20 protein-coding genes and 1 tRNA gene are annotated in these 22,516 nt (G+C 56.8%); 8 read left to right on the top strand and 13 right to left on the bottom strand.

Features of this window, described 5'->3' with window-relative positions:
• Positions 1-73 precede the first annotated feature (73 nt).
• The 3 genes from trxA to J4P41_RS13225 all read left to right on the top strand — a co-directional run bounded on the left by trxA (position 74) and on the right by J4P41_RS13225 (position 2,470).
• Positions 74-400 (top strand): thioredoxin TrxA, encoded by a 327-nt coding sequence (gene trxA / locus J4P41_RS13235; RefSeq protein WP_010503828.1) that lies wholly within the window; start codon positions 74-76, stop codon positions 398-400.
• 86 nt (positions 401-486) lie between these two features.
• Positions 487-1,692 carry a ribonuclease D gene (rnd, locus tag J4P41_RS13230; protein WP_426067496.1) on the top strand — a complete coding sequence of 402 codons (1,206 nt, stop codon included), beginning with the start codon at positions 487-489 and terminating at the stop codon, positions 1,690-1,692.
• A gap of 133 nt (positions 1,693-1,825) precedes the next feature.
• Positions 1,826-2,470, top strand: coding sequence for a GcrA family cell cycle regulator (locus J4P41_RS13225; protein ID WP_010503823.1), 645 nt, complete (start codon positions 1,826-1,828; stop codon positions 2,468-2,470).
• Positions 2,471-2,507: 37 nt separating this feature from the next.
• Here J4P41_RS13225 and J4P41_RS13220 read toward each other — a convergent pair whose 3' ends face one another.
• The 5 genes from J4P41_RS13220 to J4P41_RS13200 form a co-directional block, all read right to left on the bottom strand.
• Entirely contained in the window at positions 2,508-2,846 is a 339-nt protein-coding gene (locus tag J4P41_RS13220; protein ID WP_211567769.1) for an energy transducer TonB, read from the bottom strand.
• A 233-nt stretch (positions 2,847-3,079) separates the two neighbouring features.
• Positions 3,080-4,711 carry an efflux transporter outer membrane subunit gene (locus J4P41_RS13215; RefSeq protein WP_426067495.1) on the bottom strand — a complete coding sequence of 544 codons (1,632 nt, stop codon included), beginning with the start codon at positions 4,709-4,711 and terminating at the stop codon, positions 3,080-3,082.
• The gene (locus J4P41_RS13210) at positions 4,711-5,889 is read right to left on the bottom strand and encodes an efflux RND transporter periplasmic adaptor subunit (RefSeq protein WP_010503820.1); all 1,179 of its coding nucleotides are present in this window, start codon (positions 5,887-5,889) and stop codon (positions 4,711-4,713) included. The genes J4P41_RS13215 and J4P41_RS13210 overlap by 1 nt, the downstream gene beginning before the upstream one ends.
• Entirely contained in the window at positions 5,889-9,062 is a 3,174-nt protein-coding gene (locus tag J4P41_RS13205) for an efflux RND transporter permease subunit (RefSeq protein ID WP_062023167.1), read from the bottom strand. The genes J4P41_RS13210 and J4P41_RS13205 overlap by 1 nt, the downstream gene beginning before the upstream one ends.
• 300 nt (positions 9,063-9,362) lie before the next feature.
• Positions 9,363-10,046, bottom strand: coding sequence for a bactofilin family protein (locus J4P41_RS13200; protein ID WP_426067494.1), 684 nt, complete (start codon positions 10,044-10,046; stop codon positions 9,363-9,365).
• Between the two features lie 293 nt (positions 10,047-10,339).
• On the opposite strand from J4P41_RS13200, the gene J4P41_RS13195 reads away from it, so the two are divergent.
• Positions 10,340-11,320: an adenosine kinase gene (locus tag J4P41_RS13195; protein WP_426067493.1), complete on the top strand. Its 981-nt coding sequence runs from the start codon at positions 10,340-10,342 to the stop codon at positions 11,318-11,320.
• 52 nt (positions 11,321-11,372) lie between these two features.
• On the opposite strand, the gene J4P41_RS13190 is transcribed toward J4P41_RS13195, so the two are convergent.
• From J4P41_RS13190 to J4P41_RS13170, 5 genes are all read right to left on the bottom strand, one after another.
• On the bottom strand, positions 11,373-12,185 hold the full coding sequence (locus J4P41_RS13190) for a c-type cytochrome (RefSeq protein ID WP_426067492.1): 813 nt from the start codon (positions 12,183-12,185) through the stop codon (positions 11,373-11,375).
• A gap of 100 nt (positions 12,186-12,285) precedes the next feature.
• Positions 12,286-13,110 carry a hopanoid biosynthesis-associated protein HpnK gene (gene hpnK / locus J4P41_RS13185; RefSeq protein ID WP_426067491.1) on the bottom strand — a complete coding sequence of 275 codons (825 nt, stop codon included), beginning with the start codon at positions 13,108-13,110 and terminating at the stop codon, positions 12,286-12,288.
• 96 nt (positions 13,111-13,206) lie between these two features.
• Positions 13,207-14,631 carry a hopanoid biosynthesis associated radical SAM protein HpnJ gene (gene hpnJ, locus J4P41_RS13180; RefSeq protein WP_023944678.1) on the bottom strand — a complete coding sequence of 475 codons (1,425 nt, stop codon included), beginning with the start codon at positions 14,629-14,631 and terminating at the stop codon, positions 13,207-13,209.
• Entirely contained in the window at positions 14,628-15,842 is a 1,215-nt protein-coding gene (hpnI, locus tag J4P41_RS13175; protein ID WP_426067490.1) for a bacteriohopanetetrol glucosamine biosynthesis glycosyltransferase HpnI, read from the bottom strand. Before hpnI ends, hpnJ begins: the two co-directional genes overlap by 4 nt.
• Positions 15,843-15,900: 58 nt before the next feature.
• Entirely contained in the window at positions 15,901-16,554 is a 654-nt protein-coding gene (locus J4P41_RS13170; RefSeq protein WP_426067488.1) for an ABC transporter substrate-binding protein, read from the bottom strand.
• Positions 16,555-16,857: 303 nt separating this feature from the next.
• On the opposite strand from J4P41_RS13170, the gene hpnH reads away from it, so the two are divergent.
• Together hpnH and J4P41_RS13160 are read left to right on the top strand one after the other, a co-directional pair.
• On the top strand, positions 16,858-18,054 hold the full coding sequence (hpnH, locus tag J4P41_RS13165; RefSeq protein ID WP_010503805.1) for an adenosyl-hopene transferase HpnH: 1,197 nt from the start codon (positions 16,858-16,860) through the stop codon (positions 18,052-18,054).
• A gap of 143 nt (positions 18,055-18,197) precedes the next feature.
• Positions 18,198-19,490, top strand: coding sequence for a hemolysin family protein (locus J4P41_RS13160; protein ID WP_023944681.1), 1,293 nt, complete (start codon positions 18,198-18,200; stop codon positions 19,488-19,490).
• Between the two features lie 10 nt (positions 19,491-19,500).
• On the opposite strand, the gene J4P41_RS13155 is transcribed toward J4P41_RS13160, so the two are convergent.
• The 3 genes from J4P41_RS13155 to J4P41_RS13145 are packed head-to-tail and all read right to left on the bottom strand — an operon-like array spanning position 19,501 to position 21,331.
• Positions 19,501-19,899: a hypothetical protein gene (locus J4P41_RS13155; RefSeq protein WP_023944682.1), complete on the bottom strand. Its 399-nt coding sequence runs from the start codon at positions 19,897-19,899 to the stop codon at positions 19,501-19,503.
• A gap of 2 nt (positions 19,900-19,901) precedes the next feature.
• Positions 19,902-20,201: a rod-binding protein gene (locus J4P41_RS13150; RefSeq protein ID WP_023944683.1), complete on the bottom strand. Its 300-nt coding sequence runs from the start codon at positions 20,199-20,201 to the stop codon at positions 19,902-19,904.
• Positions 20,201-21,331: a flagellar basal body P-ring protein FlgI gene (locus J4P41_RS13145; RefSeq protein WP_023944684.1), complete on the bottom strand. Its 1,131-nt coding sequence runs from the start codon at positions 21,329-21,331 to the stop codon at positions 20,201-20,203. The genes J4P41_RS13150 and J4P41_RS13145 overlap by 1 nt, the downstream gene beginning before the upstream one ends.
• A gap of 230 nt (positions 21,332-21,561) precedes the next feature.
• Here J4P41_RS13145 and dksA point away from each other — a divergent pair, with 230 nt between their 5' ends.
• Complete coding sequence (gene dksA / locus J4P41_RS13140) at positions 21,562-21,975, top strand: RNA polymerase-binding protein DksA (protein ID WP_026017597.1); 414 nt, start codon at positions 21,562-21,564, stop codon at positions 21,973-21,975.
• A gap of 54 nt (positions 21,976-22,029) precedes the next feature.
• Positions 22,030-22,104: transfer RNA gene (locus J4P41_RS13135), tRNA-Thr, on the top strand.
• The last annotated feature ends 412 nt before the right edge of the window (positions 22,105-22,516 follow it).

Genomic DNA, 22,516 nt, shown 5'->3' with positions numbered 1-22,516 from the left:
AGGCTCTTGCAGACCTGACCAGAGAAGCCGATATCGGTTTACAGAAACACGTTTCATCACAAGGAACACGTCCATGAGCGCAAATACGGTTGCCGTTACGGATAGCAGCTTTGAAACAGACGTCCTGAAGTCTGACGGCCCGGTTCTGGTCGATTTCTGGGCAGAATGGTGCGGTCCGTGCAAGATGATTGCTCCGGCGCTCGAGGAAATCGGCGCTGAGTATCAGGGTCGCCTGAAGGTTGCCAAGGTCAACATCGACTCCAACCCGGAAGCCCCGACGCAGTACGGCGTCCGCAGCATCCCGACGCTGATCGTCTTCAAGGATGGTAAGCCGGTTGCACAGCAGATGGGTGCGATGCCAAAGAGCCAGCTCAAGGCTTGGATCGACAAGTCCATCTGATCTGACGGCTACTCGCTGTTCATTGTCCTTCATTCGAGGGCAGTGGGGGCGTGGTCAGAGGCGATCCCTTTGTGTAGGATCGGGCCATGCGCCCGAAAGCCTCTGATTTCCCGTCCCCCGTCATCGTAACCTCCAGTGAGGAGGTTGCGCGGCTCTGCAACAAGTTGAAGCAGGAGCCGTTCGTTACCATCGATACGGAATTCGTTCGGGAAAAAACCTATTGGCCCGAACTGTGCCTCGTGCAGCTTGCTGGCGCAGAAGACGTCGCTGTTATTGATACGCTGGCGCCGGGCATTGATCTGGCTCCGCTGGGCGAACTTCTCGATGAGCCCGGATGCATCAAGGTGTTCCATGCCGCACGGCAGGACCTTGAAATCTTCCTTCATATTTTTAACCGGCTTCCGCAGTCCCTGTTCGATACACAGGTGGCAGCGATGGTGGCCGGATTTGGCGATCAGGTCGGTTATGATAGTCTGGTGGGTGCCATCACGGGTCAGGCTATCGACAAGGCGCATCGTTTCAGTGACTGGTCAGCCCGCCCGCTGACGAAAGCGCAGATTGCTTACGCCGCAGCGGATGTGACGCATCTGCGGACAGTGTACCTTGCACTTCGCAAGCAGCTTGAAGATGAAGGCCGTCTGCGCTGGGCCGATGCTGAACAGGCTGTTCTGACATCCGAAGAAACCTTCCGCCCTGATCCGCGACGCCTGTGGGAAAAGCTCAAGGCCCGCACGAATAACCGCCGAATGCTCGGTATTCTGCGGGAAATCGTGGCATGGCGTGAACAGGAAGCACAGAACGCGGATATTCCCCGTCAGCGCGTTATCCGGGATGAAAGTCTCCTCGAAATTGCGGCCATTAAACCGAACAGCATCGAGGGGCTGGCTCGCGTTCGGGGCGTGACCCGCGGTTTTGCGGAAGGCAAGATGGGGCAGGGGCTTCTCGAGGCTGTCCGTATTGGTGAGAGCCTTCCGGATGCAGATCTGCCGAAGCCTCCGTCCAAATCAGATCGTATCCGTCCGTCGGCCGCGCTTGTGGCGCTGCTGCGTGTTCTTCAAACGGCCAAGTGTGAGCAACATAAGGTTGCTCCGCGTCTTGTGGCCTCGTCTGACGATCTGGATCGGCTTGCGGTCGGTGAGACAGAGGTCGAGGCGCTCAAGGGATGGCGCCGGGAAGTTTTCGGGCTGGATGCACAGGCGCTGGTCCGTGGTGAGATTGCACTGGCCGTTGTAAAAGGCTGTGTTGAACTTCAGCGGGTTGCCCCAGAAGGTGAACCCGTCGAAGTAGAATAAGCGCCCTTCGACGTTTGGATGACTTTCTGGTAAGGAACGTCAGCCACACTATCCCGACCCTGTGATCGGGGTTGGGCAGGGTAACAGGATAGTGGGCCAGACAGGCCCGGATGCGGGACAGAGGAACCGGTATATGGACTGGACGGACGAGACGATCGCCAGACTTCGGGAGCTGTGGAGTCAGGGACTTTCGACCGCTGAAATCGGCCGCCAGCTTTCCATCACGAAGAATGCTGTTGTTGGCAAGGCCCATCGCCTTGGGCTGCCACCGCGCCCGTCTCCGATCCGTAACCGCAAGGTGAAAGACGGTGAAACACCGTCCACGGAAACGCCACGTCGCAAGCCGCCGACCCGTAAGGCTCCCGCTCCGAAAGCTGAGGCTCCGGCCGATCTTTTTGTAGAGAAGGCTGAAGCCAAACCGGTTCCGGTCAAAGTTGAAACTGCCAAGCCTGCTGCCGCTCCCAAGCCGTCTCCGGCTATGGAAAGCATCATGGCTTCTCCGCCGCCGCGTCCCGCAGCCAAGGTTGAAGCAGCGGCCCGTCCTGCTCCCGTGGCCCCTGAGCCGCGCGTTGCACCGCCTGTGCGTCCGGCTCCGCCACCACGTTTCACGGCGAGCATTGACCGTCCGGCCCGTCGCGGGCCGTCGTGCTGCTGGCCGATCGGTGATCCGGGAACACCGGGGTTTCATTTTTGTGGAGCAACGCCGCTGCCTGGGAAACCCTACTGCGCGGAACATGCCGCCATTGCTTATGTGAAGATCCGGGATCGCCGGGACTAATACAGAAAAAGCCGCCTTCAGAGGCGGCTTTTTTGTTTCATTTCACACGAAAATTGATGTGCAGCGTATAATGGTCGTCCTTCACCGGATGACCATTCTGGAGTGCCGGATTGAAAATGGCATGTTCCACGAAAACAAGGGCAGTCTGGTTGAATTCCATGTAGCGCCCATCCGTAATGTGGCATCCATGTGCATGCCCGGTCGGATCGACCTGACATGTTAGTGAAACCCGGTCCTGAACCTGTCGCAGGAGCAGGTTTTTGGGGTACTTCATTGCAGGCGTCAAAGCCCGATTGATTGAGGCCCGGCGGTTTGCGCGACTATCGTTCTGGTGATGGAAATACCAAAAGCCGCCCAGTACTTGTGTGAGGCACACGCAAGCCAGTCCGCAAACAGTCCACGAAGATCTGCTCCAGCCTCGTCGTGAAGGACTGGCATCGTCTGGCAAAGGTTCAGGGGCGGGAAGCGGATGGTCCATCTGGTCCTGCACGCTTGAGTGAGCAGGAAAGTATGGGAGGCTGGTCTGGTCTCTGCAAAGAGTTTTCTGAAAAATTGGGCTGTCAGGTTATCTAAAAGGCCGGTTTCCTGATGAGAAACCGGCCTTTGTACTTAGTGCATCGAGTTTGAGAGGCTGCCCATGGGCAGGGCGGGCAACGTGTTGCCGTGACCCAGTCCGGGGGTATCAGGAGCAGAAGCGTTTAGGTTTTCAAACTGTTCCGGGTGCTGGGACGCATTAACATCACCGACCGGTTTGGGATGGTGTAGATTGTCGTATTGCAGAGGCTCTACAGAGAGCGTCTGATCCATCGTCGGAAGGTTACGTATTGACCATCCCCCACCAAGGCTGCGGATCAGGTCCACGTCCGCCGTGTAAAGACGGGTCGCGATTTCAACCTGATGAATCCGGCTCTCCAGCGTGTTTTCCTGGCTGAAAATGGCTTCCAGATAGGTGCCAACACCGCCCTGATAGAGCGTCATGGTCATGTTCTGGGTGTCCAGATTGGCTTTGACAGCCCGTTCCAGCGCCTCGTTTTCTTTTGAAAGACGTTCGGTGCGGGATAGGCCATCTTCCACTTCGCGGAAGGCTGACAGAACTTTCACACGATATTCGTCCCGCGTTTCCCGATACGCGGACCAGGTGCGCTGAAGCTCGGCTCGGCGCAAACCACCATCAAAAAGCGGCATGTCCAGACTTGCGCCATAGGTCCAAAGCGAGTTGGCCAGATTGGCAAGATCGAAGCCATTAGCCGCAAATCCACCGCCCACTTTGAGAGCGATATGCGGATAGAAAGCCGCGCGGGCAATCCCGATTTCCCGATTGGCCTGGGCCATTTCCCGTTCAGCCGACGCAATATCCGGGCGACGTTGCAACAATTCGGAAGGAACAGAGGACGGAATATGCGGCTGGATGAAACTGAACGTCTGGACCTGCGGAATATGGAACGTGGAAGGTGACGCATTGGTCAGCACCGCGATGGCATGTTCCGTGACCTGACGGGCAGCCTGAATATCAAGCTGGGCAGCCTGTGTCGTGTAAAGCTGCGCCTGTGCACGCGCCAGATCCAGACGGGGGGCCGCCTGATTCTGAACCTGATTTTCCGTAATGGTCACAGCGCGTTTGTAGAAGGAAATGGATTGCGCGTAGATCGCATCCTGTGCGTCATAGCCGCGCAGTTCAATATAATCGCGTGCCAGTTCGGCCTGTGTGCTCAGGCGCGCCATGGCAAAGTCTGCTGCGCGTTGCTGGGCAAACTGTTTCTGCGAGCGTACGCGGTTGCGGATGGACGACCAGAAATCCGGCTCCCAGGACAACAGGCCACCGTATTCCTCTTCCGTCTGCGTCAGGGTTGCCCCATTCCGGAACAGACGATCGGCAGACTGTTTGTTGTCAGACGCACCTGCTTCCAGACTGGCATGAGGAAGAAGTTCCGAGCGCGCTGCGGCTACGAGAGCACGAGCCTGAATGAAGCGTTCGGCAGCAGCCTGAATGTCACCGTTATCCGCAGTGGCACGGTCTTCAAGCTCGTTCAGGAGCGGGTCCTGAAGCATCGTCCACCAGTTTTCCGGCAGGACAGTATCTGCCGGGGTGGCAAGCGCAAATGGTGCCTGCCCGTGCCAACTTGCCGGAACGACAAAGTTCGGAGCTTTGTAAGCTGGTGCCAGATCACAGGCGGAGAGCCCCAATAAAGATAGGGCCGAACCGCAGGCAAGTGAGAGGCGGCGAAGGATAGGAGTCATCATCAGTCCTTTCCAAAGCCGGACTGGTTGTAGCCGCGCTGACCGTCCACGACATTGACCTTGTCACCTTCCAGCACGTCGGCTGGCGGGTTGGAAATGATGCGGTCCGTCGGGGATATGCCGGTCTGGATTTCGGTCGAGGTGTCTGCCATGCGGCCGACCGTCACGTTCCGGTAATGCACGCGGTTGCTCTCATCCACGACAGCGACCTGCATGCCTTTTTCCTGGAAAACGAGCGCACTGGTCGGGATTTCGTACAGATGGGCGTCTTCGTTGTGAGACTTCAGGGCAGCAGAGGCGAAAGTGCCCGGCCACAGGACTTCGTCCTTGTTCTCAAGCGTGAACTCGGCAACGGCGGTGCGGGTGTTGGGGTCAAAGCCGCGTGACGTCGTCAGATATTTGGCTTCGAAGGTGCGGCCACGATACTGCGGGACGCTGATGGTTGCCGTCAGATCAGGTTGCAGAACATAGGAGAAGGTTTCCGGCACGGAGACGAACAGACGCAGCTTCTGAACATCTGCAACCGTGAACAGTTCGGATGCACCGCCGGTTGAGTTCAGTCCGCCGCCACCATTGTTGACGTAATCGCCGACGTTGATGTTACGTGCGGTCACAACGCCATCGAACGGAGCCACGATGGTCTTGAACTTCTCAAGAGCCTCGAAGTGATCGACGTTGCGCTGTGCGGCGTCCACTTCTGCATGCGCAGACTGTTCGTTCGCGTTGGAAACCGAGACGGACTGCCCTGAGACAGACTGGGACCGTCCCATGGCCCGCCAGCGTTCTGCCGTCACGGTGGCGAGGTGATATTTCGCCATTACGGAATCCAGATCCGCTTTGGCCTGCGCATACTGTGCATCAAGGGCCGGGGCATTGATCTCGGCCAGAGCGTCACCGGCTTTTACATGCGCGCCGTAGTCCTTGTACCACATCTTCACGTAGCCGGAGACCTGCGGATAGATCGGTGCCTGATACCAGGCGTCAATCGTGCCAGGCAGCGTCAGGGCGACTTTTTCCGGGGACTGCTTGGGAGTGATGACGGCAACGTTCGGGATCGCGCCGGCTTCGGTGTCAGCCTTCAGTTCCGTTGCTGCATGGGTTTTTTCAACAACGATGAAGCCCACGTAAAGCGCGAGAACGCAGCTTCCCGCAATGGCGAAGATTTTCGGAGAGCTGGCCATTAGACAGTTTCCTTCTGACGCGAGGAACGGTTGTGGAGGATGGCGTAAACGCAGGGGACAAAGAGGAGGGTCGAGATCGTCGCGACCAGCAGGCCGCCGATGACGGCCTTGCCAAGCGGTGCGTTCGTGGAGTTCGAAATCGCCATCGGGATCATGCCGACAATCATGGCGAGTGCCGTCATGAGCACCGGACGGATACGGCCAAAGCCGGCTTCCAGCGCGGCCTTGAGGGCATCACCATGGATTTCAAGGCGTTCACGGGCGAACGAAACCACGAGGATGGAGTTGGCAGTGGCCGTTCCCATGCACATGATGGCGCCGGTGAGGGCCGGAACCGACAGGCGTGTGCCCGTCAGGAACAGAGCCCAGGCAATGCCGCCCAGAGCACCCGGCAGAGCCGTGATGATGATGAACGGGTCAAGCCAGGACTGGAAGTTCACAACGATCAACAGATAGATCAGCACCACAGAGATGCAGAGGCCGAAAACAAGCTGGGAATAGGCACCATGCATGGTGGTGGCCTGTCCATGCACGTCGATTTCAGCCGAGCGCGGGACGTTGTGTGCGTCGTCTGCCAGAACTTTCTTCACGCCGTCCAGAACGGAGCCCATGTCCGTGCCTTCGACGTTCACATAAATGTCCATCTCGGACATTGAGTTGTAGTGAGAGACTTCGCCCGGTGTCCCAGCGGCCACCACGTCTGCGACAGCACCGAGAAGCTGTGGGTCGATGTTTTCGGGATTCCCTTCACCTTTATCCACAGGAATGGTCAGAAGATCGCTGAGATGCGTCATCTGGTCCTGTGACGTGTAGAGGTTCAGCGGGAATGTGACGTTGTCTTCCGGGTCCAGCCAGAACTGCGGGTCCACTACGGCGGAGCCTGACAGGGTGTAGAGTTCGTTCTGGGCGATGTCCTGTTCCGTCACGCCGGTCGCCTGACCGAAGGTGCGGTTGCCGTTCACCATCAGGGTTGGAGTGGACATGGTCTGTTGGATGGTCACATCCGCAGCACCCGGAACCTGACGGATCTTGCCGATGACGTGACGCGCATAGTCGTAGTTCTGCATGGCGTCCGGACCGGAAATCTGAATGTCGATCGGAGCGGAAGATCCGAAGTTCAGAATTTTCTGGGTCAGATCAGCAGGCTGGAAGGTGAAGACGGTGCCAGGGAAGCGCTGTGACAGATCCTTGCGGAGCAGCTTGCGGTAGTCCCAGACAGGCGAGGCTTCGTTCTTCAGAGCAATCGTCAGGTCGCAGTCCTGCGTTCCGACGCTGGGTGTCGGCATGAAGGCCTGGTTGTGCGGGCCTTCTGGCAGGCCGCAATCCGAGATGATGCTTTCCACCTTGCCCGGCAGATCCTGATGGATGCGATCATCCACAAGAGCTGCAATACGGCCCGCCACTTCGATACGCGTGCCCAGAGGTGCACGCATGTGCATCTGAAGGGTCCCGGATTTGACTTCCGGGAAGAAGTCGCGGCCCGCGAAGGCATAGAGTCCTGTTGAGGCAATGGAAATCAGGAGGAAGATGCCAACGAACGCGCCACGGCGGCCGATGCAGCGTTCCAGCAGCGCGCCATAGCCATCACGGAAGCGGTTGAAGCGGGCTTCGAAGCCAGCCTGGAAGCGTCCGAAGAAGCCTTTCGGTTCCGGGTGGCCGTGATCGGTTTCACCGTGTGCGCCATGATGAACCTGCCCGGCCAGAAGATACTTGGCCATGGTGGGCACAAGCGTACGGGACAGGATGAAGGACGCGATCATCGCGAAGATGATGGCTTCTGCCATCGGCATGAACAGGTAGCCCGACACGCCGTCCAGCTCGAAGAGCGGCAGCCAGACAATGCAGATGCAGGTTGTGGATACGAAGGTCGGGATGACGATCTGGTTGGCCGCGTCAATGATGGCGAGCTCCAGATCCTTCCCCATCTCAAGATGGGTATCGATGTTTTCGATCATGACGGTGGCGTCATCGACGAGAATACCGACGGCCAGCGCGAGGCCACCCAGTGTCATCACGTTGATGGACTGACCTGCCCATCCCAGCCCGATGAGCGCACACAGAATGGCTAGCGGGATAGAGGTTGCGATAATGACGGTCGAGCGCCAGGAACCAAGGAACAGCAGGACCACGATACCGGTCAGGAACGCGGCAGTGATCATTTCCTGCACGACGTCCTTGATCTGGTCTTTCACCATCACAGAGGCATCTTCGAGGATGGAGACATGCACATCAGGCGGCAGGATTCTGCGTAGCCGCGGGAGGAGCGCTTTGGTCGCGGCAACAACATCCAGCGTGGAGGCCGTGCCGCCCTTCTGGGTAATGACTTCAACGGCCTGACGGCCCTTCACCAGCACCAGGTTCGTCTGAGGATGCCCACCGCGATAGACGTCCGCGACGTCCCGTACATAGATGACCGCATTGCCGACCCGTTTGACGGGGATATTGGCGATGTCTTCCATGCTCTGCGGGGCGGCGTTGGTCTGCACCATCCAGTCGGTTGCGTCGATCTTCTGGTCACCGGCGGGCAGAACGATGTTCTGCTTGCGCAGGGCAGCCTGCACGTCCGCAGCAGCCAGATGATGAGCCCGGAGTTCCGCCTGGTTCATGGAAACCATGACAAAACTGTCCATGCCACCATTCGGGTGCGCCACGACGGCACCCGGAACAGTTGCGAGCAGCGGACGAACCGTAATTACGCCGAGTTTGAACAGATCCGATGGTGTCTGTTTGTCAGACGTGATCTGAAGCGCAATGACAGGCACCTGTGATGGGTTCAGAGCCATGATCATTGGCGCTGGTACCATCGGCGGAAGGCCAAGAAGCACCGTTTGGGAAATTGCTGTCACTTCTGCTTCGGCGTCCCCGATGGGCGTGCCGGGCTGGAAGTAGATGTCTACAATCGAACGACCATAATAGGAGTTGGACTCCATATGCTCGATGTTCTGGACTGTCGTCGTGACGGCCAGTTCGAAGTTGTAAGTAATACGACCAGCAAATTCCTGCGGCAGAAGACCTGGATAGGTCCAGACCGCTGCAACGACCGGAATCTTGATGTTGGGGAATACGTCCGTTGGCGTCCTGAGGATCGAGAGGATGCCAAGCATCACAATCAGAATCGACAGGACGACGAACGTTAAGGGTCGTCTTAGCGCGGTGACAACAATGGCATTCATTGGTTGGCGCGTCCTGATGCGGTTTAGGTAGATGCGCCGATATACACATTATGTTGTAGAACTGGATTTAAACTCCCATTTAATACAGAGATTTAATTAAATGCAGTTTTAATATGTTGTTTGTTGTTTAGAATTCTGTGTATTTTTTAATGAAGATATATTTATTAAAAACAATTTTATTATTTTTCAGAAAGTTCTATATCTGATTTTTATTGACTCGCGTGTCATGCACATAAAAAAGCCCGCCCCTCGTAATGAGGAACGGGCTTTTCAGAACCGTCAGATAAAAGCGGAGAAGGATTAGCCTTCAGCCTTTTCCTCTGCCACTTCCGGGGCCGTCTTGGCAGGCTCCGCGATCGGGAGACGCGGTGCGGCGCCATCCGTAATCATTTCGAGCTGGCCTGTGATCTGGCCACCGTCTTCAACCTGCAGGCGACGGCATTTTGCCTTGCCGATCAGACGGCCGCTGCCACGGATTGTGAGGCTGCCATTGACGGTCAGGGTGCCGTCAATCGTGCCAGCCACTTCCGCATCTTCAACTTCGATTGCACCGCGGAAAACGCCGCCCTGCGCAACAACGACTTCAGCCGCCTGGATCATGCTGGACTCGACAGTTCCTTCAACGACCAGACGCTCGGCATCCTGAACCGAACCCTGAACGCTGATGCCGCGGCCAACGACCAGCGTGCGACGCTCTGGGCCCGTCTGGCGCGGAGCGCCCGGTACACCTGCTGCACCCGGACGAGGTGCTGCGGCCGGCGTTGCGCCCGGCAGATTGTTCGGGGATGGCGGTGCCGGGAAAGGGGTACGACCCATGGAGGCGGGGTCCTTCTGCTGATTGGGCTGGGGGCTGGCGGTTCCGGATCCGGACGCAGGAGTGGTCTGGCTGGAAGCATCCGGCCGGCTGGGAAAGATGGGCTGCCCGGCGAGCTGACTGGTCTCGGCAGGCTTTGCGTCTTCTTCCGGTTTGCGTCTTCTGAACAAGGAAACCCCGCTACGGATCTGGAAAAAACAATGACTCTGTCTCGGTCGCCCTCTGGCAGCCCTGCGAATGCAGACGCGATCAGGAGCGGCCTCTGACAAGGCTTACACGGTCACGCCCCGGACGGACAACCCGCGCTTTCAGCTAAATGTCATAATCTGACATGCACTCAACAGCAGAGGGGGTCATCCGGGGTGTTGGCGTGCCCTAAGAGGGCCCCTATGATCGTGTTGATTTCATGGCGCAGATGGCGTCCTGAACGATTTTCTGCCTTTTTGTGAACTCTGGAGCCTTGATGTCCGCCCCCAAGCACGACCTTCTCTGCATCGGTAACGCCATTGTCGATGTTCTTGCTTCCGTTGATCCGACGGTTATTGCCGATCTCGGTGCCACTCCCGGCAGCATGACCCTGATTGACGCGGCAACGGCACAGGCCATTGAAAACCGGATTGCTGTCGAGCGTGTGGCTGGTGGTGGTTCCGGCGCCAACACGGCTGTGGTTGCAGCACGCATGGGCGCAAAAGTGTCTTATCTCGGCAAGGTTGCTGAAGATCAGGCCGGAACCCATTTTGCACAGGATATCCGCGATCAGGGCCTGACTTTTCCGTCCCAGCCGCTGGCTGCGTCTGAAGACATTCCGACCGCGCGGTGTATTGTTCTCGTAACGCCCGACGGGCAGCGCACAATGTTCACCTATCTCGGAGCCTGCACGGAATTTACACCGGCAGACGTGCATGAAGACACGGTTGCGGATGCCGCCATCACCTACATGGAAGGTTATCTGTACGACAAGCCGCACGCGCAGGCTGCTTTCGAGCATGCCGCTACGCTGGCGCGAAAGGCTGGTCGTCAGGTTGCACTGACTCTGTCAGACACGTTCTGTGTCGGTCGTCATCACGCGGCTTTCCGAGGTCTCGTTGCCGGTCATGTCGACATTCTCTTTGCCAACGAGGCCGAGCTTCTGGCGCTGTACGAAACGACGGATTTTGAAGACGCTCTTCGTCAGGTTGCCGCAGAAACCCAGCTCGCTATCGTCACGCGGAGTGAAAAGGGAGCTGTCGTCATCAGCAAGGGCGAGCGTCACGATGTTCCGACCACGCCGGTCAAGGTTGTGGATACGACGGGTGCGGGTGACGCGTTTGCCGCGGGTTTCCTCGCAGGTCTGAGCAAGAAGCATGACCTTGTAACGTGTGCGAAGCTCGGCAATCAGGCAGCCGGCGCGATCATCACGCGTTTTGGCGCGCGCCCGCAGGAAGATTTTGCCCTGCGCGCCTGATTGGCCACGATCCGGGAGCATCCTTCTCCCGGATCACTTTGTTGCTGATGTGTCAGAGATGTTTCTGGGCAAGGCCAGACTGGCCAACCTCCTGAAGATAGGCCCAGAGAGCATCCAGTTCACTTTCCGAAATTGCGCTTTCGGGGAATGCTTCCATATGCTCGCTCGGCCATTTCCGAACCTGTTTCGGGTTGCGGACGATGGCGCGTAGTCCCTTGGGTGTAATGTACTCTGTAACCGGAACAGGGCGCCCAAGGTCCGGACCCATCGTGCCCTCACCAACGCCCATCAATTGATGGCAGGGCAGGCAGTTTTCTGCAAAGACAACCTGCCCCTGGGCTGCTGCAGGGCTGGTCGCAGGAGGTAATTCATTGCTGGATGAGGGGGAAATGGCCGCAAGCTGATCGACCCACTGTTCCTGCTTGATGATACCAACGTCTTCTCCCGTCCAGATCAGGGCAAAAGGCCCCAGATCGTGGCCATGCAGATGGCGCTTCGGCCATTCCTTGTCCTCGATTGCGATCCATCCCGTAATATGATGCTTGCGGGCCTGTTCGAAGACGCTGCGGGGGATTTCCGCCGTAAAGAGATCTGTGGCTTGAAAAGCCAGTGCGTCATCCTGATGGATCAGGGCTGCTAGCGGAATGGCCGGGACGTCCGGCCCAAGAGGCTGTTTGATGTGGGAAAGATCTAGCCTCTGGGTCTCTGGTCGGTGCAAAAGTTCTTCGACGCTGAACTTGTGAACGGTATCGCCATCTTTGACGCTGAGAACCGAGGTTGGGTCAGCCCAGGCTGGGGAAACCATCAGGCATGCGAGAATAAGCAGTCGCCCGAAAAGCTGTCGTCCGTTCATTTTAACCTTCACGCGTCAAAATCTCCCGCCCATTCAGAGGTTTATCTCTCTGCTATCATAATGATAGCGCAACGTGATGCGTAAACAGCAAAAAAGAGGGCAGTGCGACGCCTTAAAGGTCCGACCAGCCGACCCGGCTGACGTTCTCGCGTGCGAAAGCATCCCGAACATCGGAATCAAGCAGCGCTGCCAGTTCTCCTTCCTGGTCGTAGGTTGGCATGAAGCGGTGCATCATGGCGTTCTGGGCTGTGGCGGGGTGGAAATAGATCTCGCTGACACCGTCCGGCAATTTCGGGATCAGGGAGCGGATGCGGTCCGGTGTCATATGGCCAGACCAGCGTAGCCCGAAGCACCAGTCATTTGTCTTGAGGCCCGCTTTGCGGATCTGATGACGAAGCACGCCGATCCACCGGCGCAAGGCACGATCACCGAAGCTATCTTTGGCATCCACTGGTTCAGGCGGCTCAAAAGGGGAGCGAACGGCTTTGAGGCCGTGACTAAGGCCTGACTCAATCAGGAAGCGCCCTATAGTGGGGTGTAGATGCATATGCTTGTGTGCGTTCGCGTGATCCAGCGGAAGGCCTGTCCGGGCAAAAACGCGGTACTGCGCTTCGATTTCACGGCGGATGGCGCTTCGGGCATGGGGACTGAAGAAATATTCGACACCCAGTCGAAGCTGATCGCGACCAAACCAGCCCTGTTCGTCCGTAATGGCCGGAAGGTCGAGTACGGATTTCCCTTCGATCGCGACAGCATGCAGTCCTACCCGCAGATCGGGCATGGACTTGGCCCTACGGATCGCGTCAGCCGCGGCATCTCCGGCCACCATCAGGCTTGCCGTCGAAAGAACACCTTTGCGATGCGCAGCCTCGATGGCTTCGTTGACTTCCAGGCTCATGCCGAAATCATCGGCGGAAACAATGGCGCGACGGGTCATGATGACGTTCCGGAACAGGGGGCAAAAGTCATGAAAAAAGGGGCATGGCCGCCAAGCCATGCCCCTTTCGAGAAAATGAGGCCGTCAGGAACGGTCTCAGGCTGCGTGACGGTCCTTGAGGAACTGGAAGAATTCCACACCCTCGCGCAGACGGCGCTTCATCATCTGCGGGCTGCGGATCATCTCGTTCAGGATGGACGCGATCTTGGAGCCGCGGAAATAGAACTTCCGGTAGAACTCCTCGACGCTTTCAAAGATTTCTGTGTGCGACAGGTGCGGGTAATGCAGAGGAGCGATCTGCACGCCGTTCTCGTCGATCAGCTCCGCGGCATCAACGTTCAGCCAGCCATTTTCAGTCGCTTCCTTATGCAAGGCCGTGCCCGGATAAGGAGCAGCCAGGGAAACCTGCAGCGTGTGCGGGTTGATTTCCTTGGCGAAGGCGATGGTTTCCTGAATGGTTTCCTTCGTCTCGCCCGGTAGACCAACGATGAACGTGCCGTGGATTTTGATACCCAGTTTGTGGCAGTTCTTCGTGAACTCCTTGGCGACTTCGACGCGCATGCCCTTCTTGATGTTGTGAAGGATCTGCTGGTTGCCACTCTCATAGCCCACGAGAAGCAGACGCAGGCCGTTTTCCTTCATGACCTTCAGGGTCTCGTAAGGAACGTTCGCCTTGGCATTGCAGGACCAGGTGACGCCCAGCTTGCCCATCTCGCGGGCAATGGCTTCTGCGCGGGGCAGGTCGTCCGTGAAGGTATCATCATCGAACATGAATTCCTGCACTTCCGGGAAGTACTGCTTGGCGAGACGGATCTCGGCAGCAACATGTTCCGGGCTGCGCGTGCGGTAGCGATGGCCACCAACCGTCTGCGGCCACAGGCAGAACGTGCAGCGGGATTTGCAGCCACGACCCGTGTAGATGGAAATGTACGGGTGCTTCAGGTAGCCGATGAAGTAGTCGTTGATGTTCAGGTCACGCTTGTAGACTTCCGTCACGAACGGAAGGCTGTCCATGTCCTCGATCATTGCGCGGTCTTTGTTCGCGATGATCTCACCGTCGGCATTGCGCCAGGTGATGCCGTCCACTTCTGCAAGCGGCTTGCCTTCAGCGATTTCCTTGATCGTGAAGTCGAACTCGTTGCGGGCCACGAAGTCGATCGGGCCACCCTGCTTCATGCTTTCTTCCGGCTGAACGGCAACCTTGGCGCCAACCATGCCGATCATGATCTTCGGGTTGGCGTCCTTGATCATCTGCGCCACGCGGACGTCGGATGCGAAAGACGGCGTGGACGTGTGCATGATCACGAGGTCGCGGTTCTTCACGTCCTCAAGAATCGGGTCCATGCCCATCTTTGCCGGAGGAGCGTCAATCAGGCGGGAGCCGGGCACCAGAGCAGCAGGCTGGGCCAGCCATGTCGGAAACCAGAAGGACTTGATTTCACGCTTGGCCTGATAACGGGAGCCTGCACCACCATCGAAGCCGTCGAAGGAAGGAGGCTGGAGAAAAAGGGTTCTCATCATGATCGGACACTCCTGTGGGTGGTGGCGCCAGACTGGAACGCTGTGGCGCTCGCCGAAGATTTGCGTTTTCTTCGAGCGATATGGACCGTTCTGCCGCGCCATGCAACGCGTGACCCTCTGGCACTGCCCACCATGATGGCTGCGGAAAGCCAGTCACGAACAGCAAGAAAGGGAATTGCGGCAGGGAGAGGACACTCTGTCGCACGGTCGATAATCCGGCTTCCAAGGGCGCGAATGGCCCATGTTAGCCCTAGCAGCAGCCAGGTCCACCATGTGTTGGGACGAAAGAGAACGGCTGTGACGGCCCAGAACAGCGGAAGCTGAATCGAGGACAGGCCATAGCCGACAGGTTCGACATTCTTGACGGTTCTACCCCAGCGCAGCTCGTGAGAGAGCAGTTCGCTCAGGGTGTGCTCGCCAACAGTCGTATGGGTGAGAGACGGAGCAATGGCGATAGTCTCGCCCCTTTGACGGACAAGCTGGCCAAGCTCGGCATCGTCTGCCACGTGATCAACCAGTGCTTCAAGTCCGCCAATTTCGGTCAGGGTTTGGCGTGTCAGAGCCATGGTAGCGCCGAGACAGTCCTGACGACCCAGCAGGCGTGACATCATTACGCCTGGCAGGAAATTATGGTTGATCTGGCAGGCCCCGAGTTGCTGAACCAGTGTTCCAGCTGCCGTGCGTCCTGCATAAAGAGTTGTCACCAGACCTGTTTCTGGCTTCTCGAGACTTTCGACAACATGCTTCAGATAGGTCGGGGCACAATGAATGTCAGAGTCTGAAATGACCAGAACGTCATGCTGCGCCTCATCGTACATATTGATGAGATTGCTGATTTTCCGGTTGGGACCGTGTTCCGCAGCATTGACGACGATGCTGACAGGGATCTGAGGGTAGACCTGACGCAGGTTTTCAACGACGGCAAGAGCTGTATCCGATGGATCATGAACACCGAACACGATCTGGAAAGCGGGATAATCCTGCTGGAAGACGCTTTCCAGCGCGTCCTTCAGCAGGGGTTCATTGCCATGGAGCGGCTTGAGAACCGTAACGAATGGCCAGTCCCTGTCAGACAGGCGAACAGACTCGTCTGCCCGGCGTTCCCGGCTCCGAAAACGCGCAAGAAGCAGAGCACCTGTCAGGGCCTGTATGTTGCCAGCTATTGAAACAAGACTGCAAAAGCCAGCGGCAATGGAGAGAGGAGAAGGCACGGCGGTCTCTTATCTCCCCTGCATATCAACAGGGAAGAACGGTCCTGCCCGGTTGTCGTCAGTCATGCAGGAACTGTGTTGTTTTCTGGTCGAGCATATCTGCAAGTCCCTTGGCGCCCCCCTTTGACAGGGTACCACCGAAGTCGGCGCGCTGGGCTGCAACCTGACTGATGTGGGCATCAAGCAAAATATCCGTGACACGCCAGCCGGAGGCGCCGCTCGTCATAATGTAATCAATGGGTGTGCCATTGTCTGCGCTGGCACCAATCGTTGTATCCACAATCTGGCCGCCTGTCGGGTTGGAGCGGGTTTGCGGCTTGATGACGAAAACCGCATTGCTGCCCGGTTTGAAAGACGATGCATATCGCGCGATTGTGAACTGACGGAAGGAACCCAGCAGGCGCGAGCGGTCATCCGGGCTTAGATTGTTGTACCGAATACCCACCGAGCGACGCAGGATAGCTTCGAGGTCGAAGGCCCGATCAATGGCTGGGGCAATTATTGTCGCACGCTGCTGAGCTGTCTTTCCCGTCGTCTGGGCGGATTTCAGCGCGTCATAAAGACCCTGGATTGGAGCAATGGCGGAAGCGGTATTCGGGGCTTCTGCCGCGGCAGTCTGAGCGTATGCTGCTGTCACAGGGGGAACTGCCAGAAGGCAGGCCGTGAGAAAGGACAGAGTCGCTGTCTGAGCAAATCGGGAATTCATGGTCATGCTTTCGTCCTCTGAGACGTTTTGTGCAAGAGGTCATGCTCCTGCTGCACGGTAACAACCGCCAGATGCATAAATCGTTCTGTGATCGAATGGCCACATCACTACATAGAATTGCAACCAACGACATTGAGGCCCACATGACAATGAGGCTATAGCCAGTCAATCAAGAGTCCGACGCGCCCTTCCGGTGCCGGTTACCCCAGACCGACATTGCCAGGGCCTTCCGGGCCTCATTCAGATGTGTAAGGCCTCCGGCGTGCTGTCATGGTGCATTTTCCCGGAAGCCAAAACCAGAGGATTATAATGGCCGTTCCTTTGATGCAGGCTGTCCGAGTCGGGCGGTACGTTGTCAAGCAGCACCTCACGGGCCGCAAGCGATATCCGCTGGTCCTGATGCTCGAACCGCTGTTCCGCTGCAACCTCGCATGCGCGGGTTGTGGTAAGATCGACTACCCAGCACAGATCCTGAACCAGCGTATGAGCCTTCAGGAATGCCTGGATGCCGATACGGAAGCAGGTGCACCAGTCATTGCCGTTGCAGGTGGCGAACCCCTTCTGCACAAGGAAATGCCGCAGATCATCAAGGGTCTGATTGCGCGCAAGAAGTACGTCTATCTCTGCACAAACGGTCTTCTCCTTGAGAAGAAGCTCGACGATTACGAGCCTTCCCACTTCTTCTCCTGGGACGTGCATCTGGACGGCGACAAGCTGATGCATGACTCGTCCGTCTGTCAGGATGGCGTGTTTGAAAAGGCAACGGCAGCAATCCGGGCCGCCAAGGCTCGCGGTTTCCGCGTCTCCATCAACTGCACAGTGTTTGATGGCGCTGTTCCTGAGCGCCTGGCGGCATTCTTTGATGAAGTCATGGCACTTGGTGTTGATGGCATCATGACGGCCCCGGGATATGCTTACGAGCGCGCTCCAGATCAGGCACACTTCCTCAACCGTCAGAAGACAAAGCAGCTTTTCCGTGACGTCTTCCGTCTGGGTAAGGGCAAGAAGTGGCGCTTTACGCAGTCGCCGCTGTTCCTGAACTTCCTGGCTGGCAACGAGAACTACCACTGCACGCCGTGGGGCAAGCCGCTCCGCACTGTGTTTGGCTGGCAGCGTCCGTGCTATCTGTTGGGTGAAGGCTACGCCAAGACTTTCAAGGAGCTGATGGACGATACTGAGTGGGATAAGTATGGCACCGGCGCATATGAGAAATGCGCTGACTGCATGGTTCACTCTGGTTACGAATCCACAGCCGTGATGGATGCCGTCCGTCGTCCCTGGCACATCGCCAAGGTCGCGCTGTTCGGACCGGAAACCGAAAAGCCGATGGTCCCGGAAATCTCGCTCGCCAATCAGCGTCCGGCCGAATATGGCTATGAGGCTCAGGTAGCGCAGCAGATGGAAAAGATCTCGACGGGTGGAAAGCCTGCCCGTGGGCCTCGTGTCCGTGTCAATGGGCGTGCAGCAGCCAATTCTGTTCCAGCGGCTGCGGATGCCGCTGACTAAATCAGTTTTTTCTGATCATGACAGACACAGAAACCGGCCTTCAGGGGCCGGTTTTTTTGTGTCCCGCTCATTAGTCGCATGAATATCATGGTGTCCGGCATCAGTCCTGACTATCATCACGGTCTCATTACTCTGGCCGGATCATGTTGACCCCCATTTTTGTTATTTGCCTGCTCATTCTCCTGAATGCTGTTTTTGCCATGGGAGAGCTGGCCCTTATTTCAGCCAAACGTCCAAGGCTGGAAGTTCTTGCGAAGCAGGGCGTACGTGGAGCCCCGGCAGCCTTAAGACTTGCGGATGATCCGCACGCTTTCCTTCCAACAGTCCAGATCGGCATGACGCTGGTCTCTATTCTGGAAGGAACATTCGGCGGCAGCCAGATCGAAGCCAATATCCGGGATTGGATTGCAACTGTCCCGACGCTTCATCCTTTTGCGGGTGAACTCTCGATCGTGTTGGTCGTCGCGACCATTACTTTTGCCATGCTGGTCTTTGGCGAACTCGTGCCGAAGCAGATTGCTCTTCAGCAACCTGAGTTGATCGCGTCCCGTCTGTCCTGGCTGCTTGTCGTGGTCGCTCGTGTGGCTCAGCCCGTTGTCTGGTTGCTGAGTGGGACGTCTTCGCTTGTGCTGCGTCTTTTGCGCGTCGGTCCATTGACCCGTGCGGCTGTGACGGAAGAAGAACTACGCGCCGTACTGGCAGAAGGCGCCCGTGCAGGCGTTCTGGAAACAGATGAGCAGGCCATGATCGAGCGTCTGCTCCGATTGGCTGATCGTCCTGTTCGCGCCATCATGACGCCGCGTAATGAGCTGTTCTGGGTTGATCGTCATGCGGATCAGGAAACCCTGGTGCGTAAGCTCAGACAGTCTTCCTATGCCCGGATCGTGGTGTGCGAAGGGGATGTCGATCATCCGGTGGGCGTTATCCTTGCCAAGGACATCATGGACCGCCTGCTTCTGGGGATGTCTGTTTCCATTGAAGCCGCGTTGCGTGAACCACCGGTTATTCCAGACAGTCTGAGCGCACAGGATATGATCGAGCGCATGCGTGGTGTGAACCTCGGCATTACGTTCGTGCTGGACGAATATGGCTCGTTTGAAGGGATCGTTACGCCGTCAGACGTGTTTGAAGCAATCGTCGGCGAAGAAAAGGCGGAAGGTGGTTCTTCGGAACTTCAGGCTGCTGAAGGAAGCGATGAATATGTGTTTGACGGGTTCATGCCAGCAGATGAGTTACGGTCTCGCCTGGACCTGCCTGAGCTTCCGGGAGGGGGTAGTTATCACACGCTTGGCGGTGTGATTCTGGCCTTGCTGAGACGTGTTCCGGCCAAGGGGGACAAGGTAGCTTTCGAAGGATGGTTGTTCGAAGTCATGGATATGGAGCGCCGCCGTGTCGCAAAAGTTAAGGTCAGTCGCCAGGTGCTTGCAGAAAACTGACTTTTGCGCGTTAGGCGCGGCTGACGAAAAGTGACTGACGTTTCGAGGGGTTGTCGGCATAACTTCCCATGCTGCCGTAGCCCTGTGGAGATTCCGAAGGGAGAGGGTCGGTGAGCAGCTCGATCAGACGCTTCTGCGTTTTGATGGCGCGCTGAAGCAGATCCCCGTTCTGTTTGCTCAGGTTCAACATTGTTTCCAGAAGTATGCGATGTTCGGGAGAAATGGCCGTCTCGGCAAACACGCACATATCCTGAGATGAGGCAGCTTCAATAGCGTCTCCCAAAGCCGAGGCAGCACTTTTTTTGTCCGATGTCAGGAGTAGGGCTTCAGGAATGCGGCCTTGGGACAGGCAGGCATTCTCCGCTTCCAGAATGGAGACGAGTTTCTCCATGGCCGAAATGATAAGCATGCTCATTTCTGTTCCTGCATAGCCAGCATCTGACGATTGATGGCATCCGTCAGGCCGATGCCGCCATTGTTTTCCATCTGCTTGGCGATCTGTTCCACCATCATGGGCCGAAACTGCTTTTCACCCGCTCCACCGCTGAACATGTTCTGACTGTCATCATCTGTCTGGAACATGGGTTGAAGCATTTGATTAATGGTCATGGATTCGAAGTCCTGAGCCGCTTTCATGGTCTTTGCAGTGTCAGGGGCGGTATTGTGCAAGGCGTAACCCTGTGTGGATGTTGGGATAGATGAAACGGTCATCAACGCATCTCCAGTTCTGCCTGCAGGGCGCCATCAGCCTTGATGGCCTGCAGAATACTGATCATGTCACGTGGTCCTACTCCCAAGGCATTTAGCCCTGAGACCAGTTCTCGGAGTGTCGCTCCGCCCTGCATGACGGCCAGATGATTGTTCTTGCCAGTGTCGACCTTCACGTTCGTTCGAGGCACCACGGCAGTTTGCCCATTGGAAAATGGTCCAGGTTGTGAAACCTGAGGGGTCTCCGTGATCTGAACGGTCAGGTTTCCCTGTGCCACGGCGACCGTGCTGATGCGCACGTCTGCGCCCATGATGATGGTCCCGCTCGCCTCATCCACAATGACTTTCGCTGGATTGTCCGGCGTTACCAAAAGGTCTCCGATACGCGACAGGGTCGAAACGGGGTCATGTGTGCTGAGATCCAGCAGGACGGTGCGCGGATCCTGGACAACAGCAATTGGCCCTAATGTACGATTGATAACGGCAGCTATTCTGCTTGCTGTTGTCAGATCAGGATTGCGCAAACTGAGATGCAGATTCTGCCGATGACTCAGATCGAAAGGGACTTCGCGTTCCACGACAGCACCATTGGCAATATGACCACTGGTTGGAACATTGCGTGTGATGGATGCTGCGGCTCCACGGGCACTGAACGCATTGGTTGCCAGACTGCCTTGAGCAACAGCGTATACTTCTCCATCTGCCGCCATGAGTGGCGTGACAAGAAGGGTGCCGCCCGTCAGAGACGAGGAGTCGCCTGCTGCGGATACTGTGACATCAATCCGGTTTCCGCCATGGGCAAAAGCTGGAAGGTCGGCAGTAACCATGACCGCCGCCACATCATGAGTCTGAAGTTGGGTTTCCTGATCTCTGATGTTCACGCCCAGACGGTTGAGCATTGAAATCAAGGTTTCTCGTGTGAAAATTGAATTTGTAAGCCTGTCTCCGGTGCCGTTGAGGCCGACGACCAGTCCGTAGCCGATGAGCTGGTTGGTTCGTACGCCCTCCATGTCCGTGATGTCCTTGATGCGAACGGTGGCCGCTAGCGTCATGCTGGGCATAAGCAAAGCTACGGCACACAAAAGCGCAGTCAATCGCCGGGTACAGGAGAGAAGAAGGGGGAGAAAAGGCATGAAAGTTCAGTGAAATCCTGACGGGTAGAGCTGCCTCAAACAGCCTTCGGCCCTCAGAATGGCGCGGGATCGTAAAGAAACCCCTAACATGAGCGCAGAATTCTGCGCTTGGCGCGAAAACTGAAAAGGATCTTCGGGGTTGGCGAAACGGCCTGCGGTGGCTATAAGCCGCGCGTTATCGCCTACGGCTCTCGATCGGACGTTGGCGGACTAGCAGGGATTGGATGCGCATGATTACGCTGCCGCCGGATTATACCCCTTCCGACGAAGAAGAGTTCATGAACCCCCTTCAGGTGGAGTACTTCAGGCAGAAGCTTCTGCGCTGGCGTGCTGACCTGTTGAAGGAAGCTGACGGAACGCTCGCCAGCCTTTCAGAAGGTGGTATTCATGAATCCGATATTACCGACCGTGCCAGTGTTGAGACGGATCGTGCTTTTGAGCTGCGAACGCGTGACCGCGCCCGTAAGCTGATTTCCAAGATCAATATGGCCCTTCAGCGTGTTGAAGACGGGAGCTACGGGTTCTGTGAAGAAACAGGCGAGCCAATTGGCCTCAAGCGCCTGGAAGCCCGCCCGATTGCAACGCTTTCCATCGACGCCCAGGAACGTCATGAACGTATGGAAAAGGTGCATCGCGACGATTAAGGGGGTTGCACTGGGCGCGCTGAGAGGATACGAAGCGCGCCAAGGCAACGGAATGCTGCTGTAGCTCAGTGGTAGAGCACTCCCTTGGTAAGGGAGAGGTCGCGAGTTCAATCCTCGCCAGCAGCACCAGTCTCTTCCCAGAAAATGGTTATCATATGATCAGAGTTTTCTGGGCCAATTGGCACAGAATTGATCACGTTTGACGCGTTCAGTTAATGCTCTTGACTGGTCGCGGAAATTGATACACTTTTTCTAATCCCTGAAAATCAATTGGTTTCAATTTCTCCGACATTAAATTCACCATAATGTTTGTGAGAAAACACAATCTGCCAAACGAAACCTATTGACCTCACCATAGTTTGCTATGATGTCTACCTACGAACGGTATGTTGGTTAGCGAAGTTCTCTTCCACGAATCAGCCGTTCGAATTTGTAAGGAGTTTTTTATGAGCGTACGTAATCGCGAAGGCTGGTTTGGTACTCCCAACCGTGAAGGTTGGTTTGGAGCCCCCCTACGTGAAGGTTGGTTTGGCTAAACCAA

The organism is Gluconobacter sp. NFX36, from assembly GCF_049887835.1.
Lineage (GTDB): Bacteria > Pseudomonadota > Alphaproteobacteria > Acetobacterales > Acetobacteraceae > Gluconobacter > Gluconobacter japonicus_A.
Note: the sequence above shows the minus strand (reverse complement) of the source record. Positions and strands in the feature narration are given on the sequence as shown.

What these genes read in the sequence shown, in the direction of transcription:
- J4P41_RS13160 (WP_023944681.1), top strand. Translation starts at nt 18,198, where the DNA reads ATGTTGACCCCCATTTTTGTTATTTGCCTGCTCATTCTCCTGAATGCT.
- J4P41_RS13145 (WP_023944684.1), bottom strand. Translation starts at nt 21,331, where the DNA reads ATGCCTTTTCTCCCCCTTCTTCTCTCCTGTACCCGGCGATTGACTGCG.
- dksA (WP_026017597.1), top strand. Translation starts at nt 21,562, where the DNA reads ATGATTACGCTGCCGCCGGATTATACCCCTTCCGACGAAGAAGAGTTC.
- J4P41_RS13170 (WP_426067488.1), bottom strand. Translation starts at nt 16,554, where the DNA reads ATGACCATGAATTCCCGATTTGCTCAGACAGCGACTCTGTCCTTTCTC.
- hpnK (WP_426067491.1), bottom strand. Translation starts at nt 13,110, where the DNA reads ATGACCCGTCGCGCCATTGTTTCCGCCGATGATTTCGGCATGAGCCTG.
- J4P41_RS13210 (WP_010503820.1), bottom strand. Translation starts at nt 5,889, where the DNA reads ATGGCCAGCTCTCCGAAAATCTTCGCCATTGCGGGAAGCTGCGTTCTC.
- hpnH (WP_010503805.1), top strand. Translation starts at nt 16,858, where the DNA reads ATGGCCGTTCCTTTGATGCAGGCTGTCCGAGTCGGGCGGTACGTTGTC.
- J4P41_RS13215 (WP_426067495.1), bottom strand. Translation starts at nt 4,711, where the DNA reads ATGATGACTCCTATCCTTCGCCGCCTCTCACTTGCCTGCGGTTCGGCC.
- J4P41_RS13150 (WP_023944683.1), bottom strand. Translation starts at nt 20,201, where the DNA reads ATGACCGTTTCATCTATCCCAACATCCACACAGGGTTACGCCTTGCAC.
- hpnJ (WP_023944678.1), bottom strand. Translation starts at nt 14,631, where the DNA reads ATGATGAGAACCCTTTTTCTCCAGCCTCCTTCCTTCGACGGCTTCGAT.
- J4P41_RS13195 (WP_426067493.1), top strand. Translation starts at nt 10,340, where the DNA reads ATGTCCGCCCCCAAGCACGACCTTCTCTGCATCGGTAACGCCATTGTC.
- J4P41_RS13205 (WP_062023167.1), bottom strand. Translation starts at nt 9,062, where the DNA reads ATGAATGCCATTGTTGTCACCGCGCTAAGACGACCCTTAACGTTCGTC.
- rnd (WP_426067496.1), top strand. Translation starts at nt 487, where the DNA reads ATGCGCCCGAAAGCCTCTGATTTCCCGTCCCCCGTCATCGTAACCTCC.
- trxA (WP_010503828.1), top strand. Translation starts at nt 74, where the DNA reads ATGAGCGCAAATACGGTTGCCGTTACGGATAGCAGCTTTGAAACAGAC.
- J4P41_RS13155 (WP_023944682.1), bottom strand. Translation starts at nt 19,899, where the DNA reads ATGCTTATCATTTCGGCCATGGAGAAACTCGTCTCCATTCTGGAAGCG.
- J4P41_RS13225 (WP_010503823.1), top strand. Translation starts at nt 1,826, where the DNA reads ATGGACTGGACGGACGAGACGATCGCCAGACTTCGGGAGCTGTGGAGT.